Genomic DNA, 17,116 nt, shown 5'->3' on the forward strand with positions numbered 1-17,116 from the left:
CGTAAAACACTATTTTTCTTGACTTGGGTATCTACCATCGTGCTAATTCTCTGCTGGGTGTTACCTACAAATGCCTTCAACGAGTTCTACCGCAACGGACTCAAAGGACACAGTACCTTTCATTACGAATTTACCCGCACCCTAGTGCGGGCAGCGGGTTTCTCGCCAGAATTGGCAGAACAGATTGCAGTTACCAATCAAGCTGTGGACTCAATTAATTTCACAGGTTACAACGGCACCAACGTGCGTCTCACCAATACGGGACGCTTTGACTCGTATAGTCTATACTGGCACTTTCCCCGACGCGGTTGCACTGATTCATTCGGTGTGTCCTATCCCACTGACGCCAGCGAATGCAACACTTGCAACTACTTCACGGACAGTTCCGACTCCTGTCCAAGGGGAATCCCAGAGTTAAATACCATGGACCAGTGGGCTCTTTACGGCAATTCTGACGATCTACTGGTAACGCCTAAATACTCTTTGAATCGTCGGAGATTCAAAACTGTACCGGCAAGCTCTATCACGGCTTTAGGGATTTTTCTCCATTCCCTTGCTGATTCCTATTCCCATGAACGCTGCATGGAAACCATGGAGCTGCGGGAGCACAAACCATTTCCTGCAGAGTGCAATGTCTTGCTCTGGCATCTGGATTTAGAGTTTGGTGGTGGTGATCCAGGTGTGCCGTATACCAAAAATGCTGCTCGTGCTGTCTTTAAGGCTGCCGTACACTATATAGCCCAGAACGGAGAAGGTGGTGATCCGCTGTGGAGCTTTGAGGAGGCGAACAACTTTATTGAGCAGTTTGCTGAAATAGAATCTCCTGATGAGCGTGCCCAATTTGCTATCGACACCTACAATAATCTCTCATAACCTGAGAAAAACATTAATAGGGTAAAGGTTCTGTATCAATTAACTAGCCTGATTTGATATCAAGTCTGGTAGCAGTAAAACCCAATTAAAATAAGCTATCGGACTTGATATTACCAAAATTTTGACAGGTAATTTTGATGCCAATCTACTAAACTATAATTATTAATTTAACCAAATCAGCTGTATTATAATGACTCAAACTAGTTCTAAACCAATGACTGCTTTAGATAAACCTCTAAGCAAAAATAATAATCAAAAAGATAATAAAATTGGATTTTTTAATTGTTTCTATGGTCAAAATCAAGGTTGGAAAGGGGATTTGGATGGGATAGCATTTGATGATCGAGGAATTAAGGCTAAACTGCTAGATTTAGAAAAGTCCTGTTATATCGTTAGATCCCAAGGACAGATTGGCGTAACCCAAGAAGGCTACTGGTATCCTTCCGAAAATGGCAAGAGCTCTCAAGTAGAACTGCTGATGGCAGTTCCACCAATACAAATTCAACAGTTAGGCGATCCCAGTTTTTTATCCTTTCATGGGGTAAAATCTGCCTATGTTACTGGAGCGATGGCTGGTGGAATTGCATCTGAGGAGATGGTCATTGCTCTCGGCAAAGAGAGAATTTTGAGTTCATTTGGTGCTGGCGGATTAAGTCCTTCCCGCCTGGAAGCAGCTATTAAACGTATTCAACAAGCCTTACCCCAAGGTCCCTACGCCTTTAATTTAATTCATAGTCCCAGTGAACCGGCGATTGAACGCCATGCTGTTGATCTATTTCTCAATTATGGTGTTCAAACTGTAGAAGCGTCTGCATTTCTAGATTTAACTCCCAACATTGTTTATTATCGAGCTGCTGGATTAGGACTCAATACCGCTAATCAAATCGAAATCAAAAATAAAGTTATTGCTAAAATATCCAGAAGAGAAGTTGCTGCGAAATTTCTCCAGCCTGCTCCAACACAAATCCTTAAAAAACTTGTTGAGCAGGGATTAATCAGTGAGCTACAGGCAACTTTGGCAGAAAAAGTTCCCATGGCAGACGATATCACCGTAGAAGCTGATTCAGGTGGTCATACAGATAATCGGTCTTTGGTTTGTCTGTTACCTTCTATCTTGGAATTGAGGGATGAAATTCAGGAAAAATATGGTTATGAAAACCCGATTCGAGTTGGAGCTGCTGGTGGGATTGGTACGCCACAATCAGCCTTAGCTGCTTTTATGATGGGTGCGGCTTATGTTATGACTGGCTCTATTAATCAGTCTTGCCTTGAAGCTGGAACCTCTCAACATACCAAGGAAGTGTTGGCTAAAGCTGATATGACTGATGTCACCATGGCTCCAGCAGCAGATATGTTTGAAATGGGGGTAAAACTTCAAGTCCTAAAAAAAGGTAGCCTCTTCCCCCTACGGGCCCAGAAACTCTTTGAGTTATATAGAAGCTATGACTCGATTGAAGCTATTCCTATCGAGGAAAGAGAAAAACTGGAAAAACAAATTTTCAAGAGAAAAATAGAAGCTATCTGGGAGGATACCATAGCTTATATATCCCAACGAAATCCTGATAAAATAAAACAAGCTGCCAATAATCCTAAGGTAAAAATGGCTCTGATTTTTCGCTGGTACCTAGGATTGTCATCTCGTTGGTCGAAGTCAGGGGAGAAAGGCAGAGAAATCGATTATCAGATTTGGTGCGGACCTGCCATGGGCAGCTTTAATAACTGGGTACAAGGGTCTTACCTCGCTGCTCCAAACAATCGCAGTGTGGTTGATGTGGCTCACCACATCATGAATGGGGCTGCATTTTTACACCGAATACAAAGTTTAAAAATTCAAGGACTCCAAATGCCAGATTACTACAGTCAGTATCGCCCAGTTCCTCTTTCCTAAATTGTGAATTTTTAATTCTCGATATTGTCAAGCTTGGTAATTGGTAATTGGTAATTGCTAATTGGTAATTGGTAATTGGTAATTGTAATTACTATTGATACATTACCCATTACCAATTGCCACGTTTACTATGAACAATACTGCAGGGTAATGGAGACCATCTAACTTATAGATTACGTAGATTACGTAATTTTTACCTAAGGATAATAGTATGCTAAAAACCCATAAAGCACCAGAAAAAGGAAGTCAATTTTCAACTCCATCAGACAAGGTTGTCCATGGTCGCAAGAATCTTAAGCTGATGGATGTTAATTATCGGCGTAACACTGAGTCAGATTACACCGAAAAAATAGAGCAGTTGTATAAAAACTTCGACTATAGCAGCAATAGCGATTATTACTGGGGTGAGCCTGAGCTTTCAATGCTGTACGGTAGCCCCCTCTATGAAGCGGCTTCACCCTCACAACAAAAAGCTCTAAACCATCTCTATTGGGCTTTGAATTACTATTTAATTGCTGCTACTGAAACGAATACAATTTTATTTAATGAAGTTACAGCAAATGCGTTCTTTCCCTTTGATGATTACGAAGTTCTCTGCCATGCGCTAGACCTTGAAACTAATCAAGAACGTTACCATGTTCGTGCCTTTCACACTATTGGTAGTCAAACAGAGTTAGCCCTAATGGGCGAAACAGTTTTTCACTGTCCTAGGTCAACCAAACCTAAGGAAATGGATAAAACATTAGCTGCTTTTAAAGGGATGGGTGGACGTACAAGCTCTCCTTTGGGAATGCAAGTGTACACCATCAGTATCAGTAATTCTCCTTTTCTAGCGAGCCAGTACTATACTGCCCGTGGGATCGGCAATTTAAATCTCAAAAATAAGGAATATAGTTTTTCCCAGTTATATAAGACATTAGAGAAAAAGGGTGAGTTTATTCCCGCTCCAACAGCAGTTTCTCGTTATCATCTACTAGACGAAAGTTTCCACACCGCAACGTCTCAGTTAATGTCCCACGAAATCTATAAGGATTTCCCTCAGCCAAACGCCTGGGAGAAGTACATTGGTAACCAAACGATCCACAGCTTACAAACCGATGTGTTTAATGGGCTATCTACTACACTCCCTGGTACCTTTGGTGGAAATCTTATGCCTATGGTGTATAAGCTCTTGCAAACACCTCTATTTAGCATGTCTAAGCAAGAAGCACTACTGATGATGGAGAAGTGTTTCTGTCAGGAACATCAAGGCTTACATGTGGCAGCTAAATATCACCAGCGTCTTCTATCGGATATCCGCAAGTTTCTTGAAGGTCTAGACTATCTGTCACCTGTTAATCGCGAGATGCGTCTGATGGCTTCATCCGGTTCAGTTGAAAAAGCTGTTGCAAATAACATTCGAGAGTTTAAGCAGTTCTCGAGATCCGTTAAGCGTTAGGTCAAACTTTTGCCAGCTCCTGCTCCAGTAATGTTATACATGAGATACCCAAATTGTTGCTATGGTGAGTATTCACGTTGAAGACGATCAACAAACCCTTGAGGTCGAACCTAACCAAAATCTAGCTGAGATCTGCGATGAGCATCCCATTTCCCTTCTTTTTGGTTGTCGGGAAGCATCCTGTGGCACCTGTCTAATCGAGGTAGTCAGAGGCATTGAACACCTGTCACCTATCACAGCTGATGAGCAGGATTTGCTTGATGTGTTAGCTCCAGACAATCCTCACGCACGTCTAGCTTGCCAGTGTGTTGTGATGGGCGATATTAGTATCAGTACTCTCAAGGGGTGAGGGGATGAACAGGTGAGGGGATAAACAGGTGAGGAAAATTCCCTTTCCACAGTATCTTTTGTCCAAGCACAAGAACGGAGGGATGGAGTGATCACTCCATCCCTCCATCACCCGGTCACCCGATCACCCCATCACTCCATCACTCCTTAAACCAGATATCATTGTAAAAACTCAGGAGTTGAAAGGGGAGCATCGATTCGACGTTGACTAGGCTTGTCAAGTTTATAAATAATCGGTGGTTCTGGTAGCAGCAGATACCGCTTGCCCCACCCATCATTAATATCCTCAGGTCTAGGTTCAGGTGGTTTAGTCTGACCGGTGGGTAAGGCAACGGACAGAACTTCACGTGCCTGGACATACCGTTGACCATCGGATGTATTGTTGATCAGGCTGCTTGCTAAGGTTATTCGCTGCTTCTTTAACTCCTGTTCTAGTTCCCAGAGGGACTCTTTGGGGGTGAGGGTGGCTAGGAAGGTTACTTCCTCTGCTGGTTTTAGTGATAACCCAAGTTTGGACTGATCCATTTGCCAGACTTCTTGAAACTGACCGTCTGGTGCAATTTGCCATAGTTTCAAGTCGGTCTGCCATCTTCCCTTCTTTACATCGACATTTTGATAAGCCAGAATTGAATAGATAAAATTTGCGTCTCTGTTGAAAGAGAGCTGTTGATTAGGGTGCAAATAGCGAATCGCTGCTACCGTGATGGGAATTTCCTCCGGAAGATTCGTGGTTCCTGCTACGGTGTAGATCCCTGGACGGTCTGATTTGGTCACCGTAAGCTGAAAAATTGCTTCGGGAGGTTGACCGAGTAATCGATTAGTTAATTGCCGTCCTGGTAATGGAATCTGGGTGCATCCAGTACTTAATAGTAAGAGTATAAAGATGCTAAATACCCTTTTCAACAAATGGGTCAGATTTTGTTTGACTATTTTTTTTGCCCAAATAAAAATAAAGGTTTTGTGCATAGCCGATACTTGCATAAAAATGTCATTAAATAAAATTTTAACAGGTTAAATTTTATTTTAATCAAATAAAATTGATTAAGGTTTACTATGGTTAATTTTTATTTATTGAGTTATTTTTTTATGTTATGGTTTCAGGCAGCTATTTCAACTATGTCTATTATTTAGATGATGAATAATTTAGCGTGAACTATCCCCTAATAGGGAATTAATATTTTTTTTGTTGTATGAATTTGAGAGTGATATTAAGTCAAGTAGCCTTGGTATAATAATATGGATAAATTACCCAAAATTGTGATATCAAATTAACCCTAATACTTTGAAAAAAGTAATCAAGCGTCGTAATTATATAACCTACATAATTATCTATACCGAAAAAAAAACGGATAATATTTTATCTGCTGGGAAAACAACGTTTCTTCCCTATAAATGTGAACTAAGCACAGTTATATTTAATTGATTGTGGTGCTCATGATAGACATAAATCAAATCCCTATTGCTATTGATACTAATCAACCAAGCATGAGCGCCTTAAAGCGTTCGGTTGGGCTAAGTTACTTCTTATTATCCATTGCCTCGACTTCCCCCTTAGCCAAATGGGGTTTTATAGCCCCGATCACCCTATCACTTTTGTTAGGTGTTGCTAGTCTGAAAACAGAACCAGCCTATGCTCATTTTTCGGGGCTATGTCTTAGTCTTCCGGATCAAATTGTTTCGGAAAAACCTCTTAGCCCTAAGAGCGAAACCTCGAAACCATCACAGAATAATGTCTGGAGCAACACAGACCAAGACCGGCTGGACAGGTTCAACTCTACAAATTTGCCTGAAAAGGCCCAGGAGGACTGGGCTGTTAAGGATTCATGCACGAGGATGAGGGCTAGGTTTCAAGCAAACCCGAACAGCCAATACTACTCGGTTAGTAGCGGACAAGAATTTGGTTGTGGCTACACAAACGAAAGCTGCCTGAGGGACTTTGATAGGACTGTAGGTTTATCCAAGCAATATGACCCTAAGAACTTCCACCCCAGTGAAGATGATTGGGTATCGATTGAGCCTAAGAAGCTGGCACAAACCAACTTTGAGGAAGCACCAGAGCGTCCATTAATTCCAGAGATTGACCCTAAGGATGATAACCCGTTAGCTCCGACCCTAAACATACAAGGTGCCTTGGTGAATCAGGTAGACACATCAGCGAGACTACGGCTGCAAGGAACTTATCCCCTTTCTCCCCATGCTTTGTTTGGTGCCACAGTTGACCTCACCACTGGGGAGGGCTTTTCCGACACCGAGGAAACCGGATTAAGTATCAATGAACTTTACTTTACCACTTCTGTGCCTAGCTATTCTAATCTGCGCTTTGTGGTTGGTCTAATGGATTTGACATCTTATTTTGACCGCAATAGCTTTGCTAAAGATAGTACGACCCATTTCTTTAACCCGGTGTTTCAGACGAATCCTGCTCTGGCAGCAGCTGGTATTGCGTCTCGTCCGGGGGTGCTGCTCAACTGGAATCTAACCGACAACCTGGAAGTAAGAGCTGCGGGCTTTTCTTCAGACCGAGACCTGGATGATTTTGCTTTTGATGGGTTTTCTTCAGAGCTAGCTTTCCGGGTAGGTACAGCAATCATTCGGGGGACTTACCTATCGGCTCGGGATGCTCAGAAAGATGGATTCCAGGAAATTTTTTCTTTGAACCGAGGGGATAACGAGTTTGGTCCGAAGTCCTCTGACCGCGAAGAAGCTTACGGGATTAATGGAGAACTATATATTCCTGCTCTCAAGATGGGACTGTTTGGGCGCTATGGTTGGTACGAAAATCTTGATTTAGAGGAAAGCGGGGATACCTACAGTGTGGGTCTGAACCTCTTAGATTTGTTTATGGATGATGACCGACTAGGGCTTGGCTATGGTCGGCAATTGTCTAATGATGACTTGCGCCGGGACCAAGGTAATAAAGTACCAGATGTTTGGGAATTGTTCTATGACGTGCGTGTTTCACCTAATGTGCGTGCAGGTGTGACTTTGCAAGGACGAGATGAGTTTTCAGATACAATTCTTGGTGTTCGAGTCAGGGCTGATTTTGATGTGAGTGATCTGTGGGATTGAGTGCTGAGTGCTCAGTAATCAGTCCTGAGTAATGAGTAATAGGTTTTTCAAGCTACTCGCTAATAGAATTGCTGACATAGATAGAACATAAACACTGATTCATCCTTGATAGTTCATCCTTGATAGTTTATCCTTCATGCTTGATAGTTTATCGTTCATGCTTTTGACCAATGAATAACCATTCTCTTGGCAAAAAAAATTTATACTGGCAGCGTTGGTGGGTCTTTTTGATGGTTTTTGGGTTAGCAGGAGTATTAATCTTCAGCCCAGTTGAATCGGTGGTACCAGCGCTCCAAGCACAAGTTACTTCTGCTGTACGCCGAGGTTACGATCTGTTAAAGAAAGGATGGGTAGATAATGCGATCGCAACCTTTGAACAAGCTCTAAAAGGCTCTCCCCAATCGAAGGAAGGGAGGTTAGGTCTAGCGATAGCGTATCAGCGAGCAGGGCGAGATGCCGATGCTTGGGCTGCTTATCAACAAGTCCTAGCCATCGACCCAAATAATAAAGAGGCTCTGGAAGCGGTAGGAGAATTGGGAGGTTATCGTGCTGAATGGCAGGCGGATGGGATTGAAGCCCTAACCACTTTATTAAACCTAACTCCTAATGATACTGGTGTTCGTGCTCAGCGGGCTTTACTGCTGGGCTACCAAGGTCGTTTTCCGGAAGCCCTAGCTGATTATGAAATTTTGCTGGAGAGCAATCCTACACCAGAAATCATTGTTGGTGCTGCTCAAATCTATACCTACAGTGGTGACTATCAGCAAGGGCTAGAGCTATTTGATCGTTACCAAGCTAACGGTCAGCCGATTCCGGGAAATGCAGCGGGAGCCTATGCTCTGGCTCTACGGGAAACTGGGAATCCTGCTCAGGCGGTACAGGTATTGGAAGCTCAGCTCAATCAATTTTCCCAATTCTATGGCAATGATAGCTATCTACGGGCTGATTTAGCTCAAGCTTATCAAGCTTCTGGGCAACTGACAGAAGCTTTGTCTGTCCTAGAACCGTTGCGAGGGAGAGATGAGGCGGCTTTACCCTTAGCCCGGGCCCTTTCAGAAATTGGTCGTCGTGAGAGTCGCTCTGACCTAACCGAAGACGCGGTTACTCTCTACCGTCAGGTACTGGCCTCAACACCAAAGCCATCTGTTGCTTTAGTCAGGGAAGTGGCTGATGTGATGAGTGAGGTACCAAGCCAGTGGGCATCAGCTCTACGGCTTTATCAGCAGTTGACCGAGGAGCAGTCGAATAACCAAAGCTTGTTGGTGAAGTCGAATAACCAAAGCTTGTTGGTGAAGCAGATTATTCTAGAAGGTAAATTGGGACAGTTATCCGGAACTCAACGGCGACAGCGGTTGCTTGAGATAACCCAAACCCTACCGAGTGAACCAGCTCAGCAGCGAGATTTAGCCCAAGCTTTGTTGCGTCTAGACCCTCCTGACCCAGAACTGCTGAGTATTTACCAAGATTTGCTGGCTACAGGGGTAGATGTACCGTTTTTGAATTTCCGTGTTGCTCAGATTTTGATAAAGCAGAATCGACTAGCCCAGGCAACAAGTGCAATTGACAGTTACAGGGCAACCTCTACTGGTGGTTCCGACCAGAGTACGGAATTATTGCTAGCAGAGATTGACCGTCGCCAGGGAAATCTCGATGCCAGTATCCAGCGGTATCAGAGAATTATTCAGAGTAATCCAAATAATAATTTGTTCAATGGTGCTTTGCGGGGGTTAGCGGGAATCCACATTGCCCAAGGTGATCCACAGAAAGCTCTGGTTATCTATGACCAGCTGCTATCTCGCGATCGCAATGATTTATTAGCCCAGCTGGGGCGTACTAGTGTGGCATATCAAACTAAACGTATTGACCAACAGGAAGCGCAAGGGGTACTCAATCAATGGCTACAGACTCAGCCTTCTATTGATCCACCACCGGAATTGTTGAGTTTGGTGGGTGCTTTGCCTGCTGACCCAGCACGAGAAACCCTGTACATTACTCTACTAGAGGTCTCACCAGATAATGCTCCTGTACAATTGCGACGACTACAGGTTTTAGCACAGCGAGAGCCTAAGTTAGCTAAAGCTGAAATAGCTGAGTGGATTGCGGATAATCCTGATAATATTGATGCCTATTTTGTGCAGGGAGAATTGGCTATGGGATTGAAGGATTTGCGATTAGCTAGCAACGCTTACGAAGAAATTTTAGAACGGGAGTCTGATAACATTGGTGCCTTACTAGCTTTGGCAGGGATTAGCTTTACTCAACAGCACTATGCTAAGGCAACGGGGTTTTATAAACAGATACTAGAACTGGAGCCAAAGAATTTATCGGCTCGCCAAAACTTGGCTGAATTAAGTGTTGCCCAAGACTTTCCGTTTACAGCCCTCCAACGGTTTGAAGGACTCAACTTTGAAGAGAAAGAGTCTACAGGGACAGTTAATCCTAAGCTCGATAATCGTATCCTGCGGCTGGAGGTAGATATTCTAAAACGGCGAGGTTTTCAGCCTTATTGGGAGCGGTACTAATACCCTTTCAATTTAGTTTTTATGATTAGGGCAAGATGTTAGCTTTTAGGTGTTAGCTTTTAGGTGTTAGGTTTTAGTCCTTAAAGCCTAGCACCTGATAGCATTTCGATTTTATTTCTGAACCAAGCAACCTGTTTAAATAAGACTTGAAGCTAGTTTAACATCTCAAATTACACTTATATATATAAATAGATAGCCAAGAAGGTAATGGACTAATGATACCCCTATCAAATTGTAAGTACGTAGGTAAATTAGACCAAATATTTCCCCAGCAACCAATGTAACTAGTATCGCTTGAGTTCCTAGGCTAACGTGAAACATTCCAAATAAAATTGCTGCAATAAAAACAGAAAAGTAACCTTTTTCATCTAGGAGAAATCGTTGCAAAGCTGTTTGCACAGTAGCTCGGACAAACTCTTGTATATAAGAGTGTATAAAATAAGTGAATGACATCACAGATACTAAAGATATCGGAAATTTTAATATTTTTGATGTTAATTGATTTCCGGTCGTAATTAGATCTATTCCAAAGGCTATTAACCCTATTAATATAATTCCTAATCCACTGATTATCAAGCCATCTAAAACAGATTTTTTAAAATTTATTTTTGTCACTCCTACTTGATCTAAAGAAATATTAAACTTTGTCAAGGTAATTAAAGCAGGAATGACTATTACTACAAGATGTATCCAAATAAACGCCACTGAATAAAGATTCAGAAAATTTGGGAAAAAATCATCCAAACATGAATTAATCAGTATTGCGATCAGCGACATCACGAATATGATTACGAAAAACAAGCCAAAATTATTGCGTTCTTTTAGCTGGTCGATTTGTTCTTGGAGATTAGCTGTATATTGAGTAGTCCAATATCGTAGACGCTTACTGACGTCATAAGTTATTGCTTCATCTATAATCTTGATGATTTCTTGAGCGTCATCGACATTCTCGAGCAGCTGGGTTCTAGATAAGATATAAACTTCAGTATTCGGTTGTGCTATTACAGAGCAAGTTCTAGGTCCTTCATCGAAGAATGACATTTCTCCGAAAGTTTCCCCGGCTAGGATTTCTCCAAATTTAATATTTGTATTAGTACGGGTTTCAACTTTCAATAAATCAACGGCTCCTGAGAGAATAAAGTAAATTTCACTACTATATTCTCCTTCTTTGACAATCAACTCTTCCTGAGAGTATTTTTTAATTTCTCCAATCTTCTCTACCTCTTTTAACTGATCTTCGTTCAGGTATCCTAAAATATCAAACTTCTCTAACATGGATTAATACTGCCCATTTGAGGGTAACAATAAATCAAATCAACAAATCAAATCAACGACTTAGTCGCTGTTTTTTTTTAAAGTATCAAAAAATGATACAGATGGCAAAGCCATAATTTAAAGAATTATGACTGTGATATATTTTGCTCTTTACTTGCGTATTACCACTGACATTATAACGGTTTGGGGTTTATTTTAAGAGCGATTGCTTTAGTGGTGGGAAGCTTCAGAGGTTCGTTCCACTTCTTCAACCAAAATTACTGGAATTGGACTGGTTTCTAACACTGCCTGAGATACGGAACCGACCAGGACTTGCTGCCAGGGTTGATGTCCCCGTTTTCCGATCACTATATCTGTTACTTGATGCTCTTGGGCTATGCGAACAATTTCTTTGGGAATCGAACCGGTTACGGTAATAAACTGATGCCGAATATCCAAGAGCAAGCGTTTGGTTTGGTTCTGTAACTGCTTGACTTCTGGCTGATTTGATGTGGTGATCACATGTAAAACAATAACTTCCCCATTACTTCGTCTTGCTAAATCTGCTACTTTAGTTAATACGTGGGTGGCTAAACTAGAGGTATCGACAGCGGCTAGTAGGAGAGTATGAGAGGCAACGGTTACTTTGGTGGGGTCTACAGGGTCTTGGGATAAGAGTTTAGGGGCAAAGGTGGGAATTGCCCAAGCCCCTAGGGGTGCGGTAATCAAAATCGAGAGGGCTGCGATCGCTAAAATTGTCTGACCTCCTTCTAGCCCTTGACTCAAGGGAATACCACCAATGGCTGCTTGTACTGTGGCTTTTGCGGAGTTTCCGGGCAACAAAAACAGTTTCTCTCGCCAAGTCCAATTACTGCCCAATGTGGAGAGATACCACCCGACCATCCGACCGATACATAACCCAATGGCTAGGATTAAAATGCCAGGTAACAGGGTTGTTTCTAATACCCGAAGTTGGATACTAGCTCCCATCAAGACAAATAGAATAATCTCTGCTACCACCCACAGATGGTTAAATTCTACTCGCAAGCGTCGTGCTAAGGGAGGGTCTAATTGTATTAGGAAAAATCCCATTGCCATGGTAGCTAAATAGCCAGAAAAGTATGGCATACTTTTAGCTAACACTACCAATAATAAGGCAAGTGCTGCGGTAATTAAGGTATCTTGGACGATAGTTTCGGTCCAATTTTGTTTGGTTAATAGGAAAATAATTAACTGAGCAGCGATATATCCAATTAAGACACCAAGGGCGACCTGGATTAGAACTTGCAGGGGCAGGAATTGGAGAGCATTACTGTTGATTGTTCCCTGTGCCAAGAAATTCACCATCAAACTGAAGAGTAGCAATACTAGGACATCGGATAAGGCACTCCCAGTTAGAATCACATCTGGTATCCCTTTAGCTACGCCCCAGCCTAAACTTTTGAGTCGCAGCATTCCTGGCACAATCACGGCTGGGGATTCTGCTCCCACTACACAGCCTAGGAGTAATCCAGTGGGAAAATCGAAATTAAACAGTATCATGGCGGCAACAGCTACTGCGATCGCTTCGGTGATGGCGGGCAAAATGCCTAACCTTAGCGCAACAGTTCCTTGCTCCAGGAGTTTCTCAAGATCCAATCCCAGTCCTGCCCGCATTAAAATGACCATAACCGCGAAGGTGCGTAGGTCATCAGCAATAACTAGAACTTGTGGTGCGATCGCATCCCCCACTTCTGGTCCGATCAGGATACCCACCACAATCATACCAATCAAAGGAGGTGCTCCCAACCGACGGGCAAGTTGACCTCCAAAAAAGCCCATCAATAAGATCCATATTGTACTGGCTAGCATCCGAAATGTTCGCGCTCGTATATAAAATGTAATTACTTGTCGCTCAATTATGAAAACACAGTTGATTCGGATTGGCAATACTTGATATCAGTGGTTATGAAAATCAAGCCTAACCTTGCTATTACTTTGGCTACTTTACTGCTATCAGTTGAGGGGGCAATTGCTCAACCTAATTCATCATTTCCTAACGCTACACCACCGACTCCACTACTGTCGGAGCAACAACGGGAGGAAGTGGAAAGGTTAATTAATGAGCATCTAGAGAAAAGTTACACAATTCGCAATCATATCCAATCGGAAGTTCATCGAACCTTTGACTGGACGATTAACCTGCTCAACCTTTTAATTACAGTACTAATTGCCATTCCTATTGTTACTAGTCTGGCAGTGCTCTTGTTACGTCGTAGCATCATCAACCAATTAGTGTCGGAGACGCAAAAGCAATTTCAAGAAGAAGCTGAACAAAAAATAAAAGAGCAAATTGATGCTGAAGTCACTACGGAATTAAAACGACAAGTTGAAGCTTTCAAGCAGGAGCTGGAAACCCTTAAATCTGATTTAGTTTCTCAACTCCAGCATCTAGTTGTGGCTGCTCAACATGAGAAAGAGCAGATTTTTAACGAAATTTCTCGAATTACTCCGTCTATTATCCAAGAAGAATTTGTTGCTCCAGAAGTCCAACAAAAACTGGAAGAGCTAACTAAACAGCTGGAGTCGTTAAAGTCTGCTAATCCCCAGCTCTACTTAACAGTTGATGACTATATCAATCAAGGGCACGCTCTGTGGATTGAAAATCGCTATGAAGATGCGATCGCATCCTATGAAAAAGCGCTTCAGATCCAGCCAGATTCCGATGTGGCTTGGTCAGGAAAAGGCCAAGCCCTGCAGAGATTAAAGCGATATGAAGAATCCCTCGCTACCCATGCCGAGGCGATTAAAATTAATCCGAACAACTTTAGGAGTTGGTTTGGACAAGGTTATACTCTCAGATACATGGAACACTATGAAGAAGCACTGATTTCCTATGATCAGGTTATTCAGCTCAACCCAGATTTTCATCATGCTTGGAACCATAGAGCCTATGCCTTGATCAAACTTGGTCGCTATCAAGAAGCCTGGGACAGTTTGGAAAGAGTACGGCAGCTAAAATCAAATTCATCTAATCTTTACTACAACCAAGCTTGTTATTATGCCTTAAACGGTGAGATTGACTCAGCAATTGCAAGTCTAGAACAAGCGATGAGTTTGAATGATAGACTTAAGTATCTCATTAATATTGAGGCGGATTTTGACATGATTAAAGATGAGCAACGGTTGCAAGACCTAATTAATCGATAGATATGACCATTGTATTTATAGCAATTCTCATTACGAGTGAGCGACATTGCTTATCCTTTTAAAGCAAAAGGCATGCATGGCTATTAAAAGGCAATAATAAAGAGAGTTTTAAGGGAATCAGCGTCAAAACATCCCCTAATCCATCCGTTACTCCATCTGCTCCATATACTTGAATGTACAAGTTACCGGTTTAATAGCTTAGTTTTTTGTAATTTGGTAACTTATAGCACATTTCTTCTATTGAATCTTGTCCAGCCAATTCCCAATTTCTAATTTTTCAAGCCAAAATATTAAGTAATACCATGTTGCATTCCTTGGGGTAACTATGTTTAAGGTTGACCGTTGAGGGTTAAATGTTAACTATTAATAGTCAAATACTAGTCAAATACTAGTCAACAGCAACGGTAATCCTATCAGTAAATTACTACTTTGACCGGCACTTGGTATAGGCCAGTTAAATGGGTGACTAAAGCAGACAAGGAGAGTGGCCGTGACAACCCTTAAAAAATTAATCGACCAAATCAAGACAGAGTTATCTGACGAATTCAGTCAGCGGTTGCGCAAAATGCTCATGAACCAGGACAAAGAGTGGTTAGTAGAGCAGATCATCTCATTAACCTTAAGCCGAGACAACCAATTGGTCTGTGGGATACAACCGCCAACTACCCAGAAGCTAGCTCTAGCCTTAGAAGATAAAGAAAGAAAACACCGGGCTAGACTTGAACGCATCTCCAAGATAGAGCTTGATGAGGACAAACTAGCCCAAATTATCAAGAGGTATAAGAGACTAGATCGGGAGCAACTTAAAGCAGAAGGATACCTAAATAATCCCCCTCAAAAAGGGACAGCCCTAATTACTAACACCGAAAGGAGTAGTAAGGGTAACGAACTTTTGCTTGAAGCTAAAGATATATTTTACGCACTGCTCTTTGGGGATGAAGATACCAATGTTCGATTTGATCGAGTAGAACGAGAATTGTTGACGCTGATCGTACCAGAGCATAAATTCCACGTTATAGACTTCATGGTAGCCGTAACCCAAATAGGAGGAGAAGGAACCTGGACAGATCCTAATAATGTCTCCAATGATGACCGGGAAAAAAATATTATCTTGCAGACGGAATACGGTGAAGTCAAGAGCGAACTGATTAGTGAAGGTTTACTGGCTACTGTTAAAATTATCAATAATCTTGAAATTAATGAACAGGTACTTTATTTTCGGATGATAGATGTGGAGCAGAGTTCATTGATTGCTTAAATGATTGAAAACTTAAACAAGTCTCTGGCAAGTAGCCAACTGTATTAGTAAACTACATTATTCAACTGGATTAAACGTTTGATAGTTCCCTCCTAATGCTTCCACAACTGTGTGAGTATTAGTGATTAACATTTTGATGTAAGTATCAGCTTCACTACCTGGTACACCTAAGGAATCAGAGTATAATTCTTGTGGGGCTAATTTCACCCCAGCTTCCTGAGCCACAGTCTTGATCAAAGCTGGGTTGATCGTGGTTTCGGCAAAAATCACTGGCACCCCAATTTTTTTGATAGCGTCTGCCAAACCCTTGACAGTCTGAGCACTGGGTTGTTCCTCAGTACTCATGTCAATTAAGGTTCCAGCCACTGGTATGCCATAGGCACGAGCATAATATTGAAAAGCATCATGAGTTGTGACTAGGTAGCGGTGCTTCTTAGGAATAGTTTGAATCTGCTCGATAATCCAAGCATCAACCTTTTTCAATTCAGCAGTTAGCTGTGCTGCATTCTTGGTAAATTCTTCCTTGTCCTCCGGTGAGAGTTCAATCAACTGGTCCCGGATGGCATTGACCATTGCGATCGCATTTTTAGCATCCCCCCAAACATGAGGATCCGGTTCCGTCTTGCCTTCGTGTTCAAAATCCAAGGGTGACACCACTTCCCCAACCGCAAAGCTCTTGATGTTAACCCCAGCAGACTTAATCAGCTTAATTAGTGCTGGTTCCAGATTGTAGCCATTGTATAAAATCAGATTAGCTTGTTCCAACGCAATAGTATCTGCTGGGACTGGCTCATAGACATGGGGATCTGCTCCCGGTTTTAGGATACCCGTCAGTTCAATTTCATCTCCTCCTACTTGTTTTGTCCAGTCGGTAAGGATAGTGCTAGTGGTAACTACATTGGGCTTATCATCGCCATCAATACTACTCTGGCTTGTTCCGGTGGTATCACACCCACTTATCCAGACTCCTAAAATGATTACTACTGTCAGCCACCATTGGCGCTTTCTACTGTAGGACTGAGTAATTACTCTCAACCGCTTTGCTCCAATTCAAAATTATCAATTCAAAATTCAAAAATACCCCACGAAGGAATTCAGGGGATTGAAACAGCGATCCAGCCCGCTCATGGGGGGAACCCCCATGAGCGACTGGCGTTCCACAGGACTTACAAGGTGCGGGCGCAGGTGACCCACACAGACCCATGCGCCATGAGCAACTGGCGTGGAAACCCCCTCATGAAGGCGCTACATGCCTAAGAAACTGGGTTTGCAGCATA

At 42.3% G+C, this 17,116-nt stretch carries 12 protein-coding genes; 8 read left to right on the forward strand and 4 right to left on the reverse strand.

From position 1 onward, the window contains the following. The first annotated feature begins 39 nt into the window (after positions 1–39). From F6K46_RS00240 to F6K46_RS00255, 4 genes are all read left to right on the forward strand, one after another. Entirely contained in the window at positions 40–873 is an 834-nt protein-coding gene (locus tag F6K46_RS00240; protein ID WP_293116681.1) for a hypothetical protein, read from the forward strand. Positions 874–1,087: 214 nt separating this feature from the next. After that, positions 1,088–2,761: a PfaD family polyunsaturated fatty acid/polyketide biosynthesis protein gene (locus F6K46_RS00245; protein WP_293051156.1), complete on the forward strand. Its 1,674-nt coding sequence runs from the start codon at positions 1,088–1,090 to the stop codon at positions 2,759–2,761. Positions 2,762–2,972: 211 nt separating this feature from the next. Continuing rightward, positions 2,973–4,199, forward strand: a complete 1,227-nt coding sequence (locus tag F6K46_RS00250) for a hypothetical protein (protein ID WP_293051153.1) — start codon at positions 2,973–2,975, stop codon at positions 4,197–4,199. 61 nt (positions 4,200–4,260) lie between these two features. Continuing rightward, positions 4,261–4,548 carry a 2Fe-2S iron-sulfur cluster-binding protein gene (locus tag F6K46_RS00255; protein WP_070392150.1) on the forward strand — a complete coding sequence of 96 codons (288 nt, stop codon included), beginning with the start codon at positions 4,261–4,263 and terminating at the stop codon, positions 4,546–4,548. 158 nt (positions 4,549–4,706) lie between these two features. On the opposite strand, the gene F6K46_RS00260 is transcribed toward F6K46_RS00255, so the two are convergent. Next, the gene (locus tag F6K46_RS00260; protein ID WP_293051139.1) at positions 4,707–5,513 is read right to left on the reverse strand and encodes a hypothetical protein; all 807 of its coding nucleotides are present in this window, start codon (positions 5,511–5,513) and stop codon (positions 4,707–4,709) included. Positions 5,514–5,981: 468 nt separating this feature from the next. On the opposite strand from F6K46_RS00260, the gene F6K46_RS00265 reads away from it, so the two are divergent. Both F6K46_RS00265 and F6K46_RS00270 read left to right on the forward strand, forming a co-directional pair. Further along, positions 5,982–7,616 carry a hypothetical protein gene (locus F6K46_RS00265; RefSeq protein WP_293051136.1) on the forward strand — a complete coding sequence of 545 codons (1,635 nt, stop codon included), beginning with the start codon at positions 5,982–5,984 and terminating at the stop codon, positions 7,614–7,616. Between the two features lie 170 nt (positions 7,617–7,786). Further along, positions 7,787–10,138 (forward strand): tetratricopeptide repeat protein, encoded by a 2,352-nt coding sequence (locus tag F6K46_RS00270; RefSeq protein ID WP_293051133.1) that lies wholly within the window; start codon positions 7,787–7,789, stop codon positions 10,136–10,138. Positions 10,139–10,303: 165 nt separating this feature from the next. Here F6K46_RS00270 and F6K46_RS00275 read toward each other — a convergent pair whose 3' ends face one another. After that, the gene (locus F6K46_RS00275; protein ID WP_293051130.1) at positions 10,304–11,413 is read right to left on the reverse strand and encodes a cyclic nucleotide-binding domain-containing protein; all 1,110 of its coding nucleotides are present in this window, start codon (positions 11,411–11,413) and stop codon (positions 10,304–10,306) included. 210 nt (positions 11,414–11,623) lie between these two features. Continuing rightward, a complete protein-coding gene (locus tag F6K46_RS00280; protein ID WP_293051127.1) occupies positions 11,624–13,243 on the reverse strand; it encodes a cation:proton antiporter in 1,620 nt (539 codons plus the stop codon). A gap of 96 nt (positions 13,244–13,339) precedes the next feature. On the opposite strand from F6K46_RS00280, the gene F6K46_RS00285 reads away from it, so the two are divergent. Next, on the forward strand, positions 13,340–14,581 hold the full coding sequence (locus tag F6K46_RS00285) for a tetratricopeptide repeat protein (protein WP_293051124.1): 1,242 nt from the start codon (positions 13,340–13,342) through the stop codon (positions 14,579–14,581). A 490-nt stretch (positions 14,582–15,071) separates the two neighbouring features. Next, positions 15,072–15,839, forward strand: a complete 768-nt coding sequence (locus F6K46_RS00290) for a hypothetical protein (RefSeq protein WP_293051122.1) — start codon at positions 15,072–15,074, stop codon at positions 15,837–15,839. Positions 15,840–15,896: 57 nt separating this feature from the next. On the opposite strand, the gene F6K46_RS00295 is transcribed toward F6K46_RS00290, so the two are convergent. Further along, positions 15,897–16,874: a metal ABC transporter substrate-binding protein gene (locus F6K46_RS00295; RefSeq protein WP_293051119.1), complete on the reverse strand. Its 978-nt coding sequence runs from the start codon at positions 16,872–16,874 to the stop codon at positions 15,897–15,899. Between the last annotated feature and the right edge of the window lie 242 nt (positions 16,875–17,116).

It is taken from the genome of Moorena sp. SIO3E8, assembly GCF_010692445.1.
GTDB lineage: Bacteria > Cyanobacteriota > Cyanobacteriia > Cyanobacteriales > Coleofasciculaceae > Moorena > Moorena bouillonii.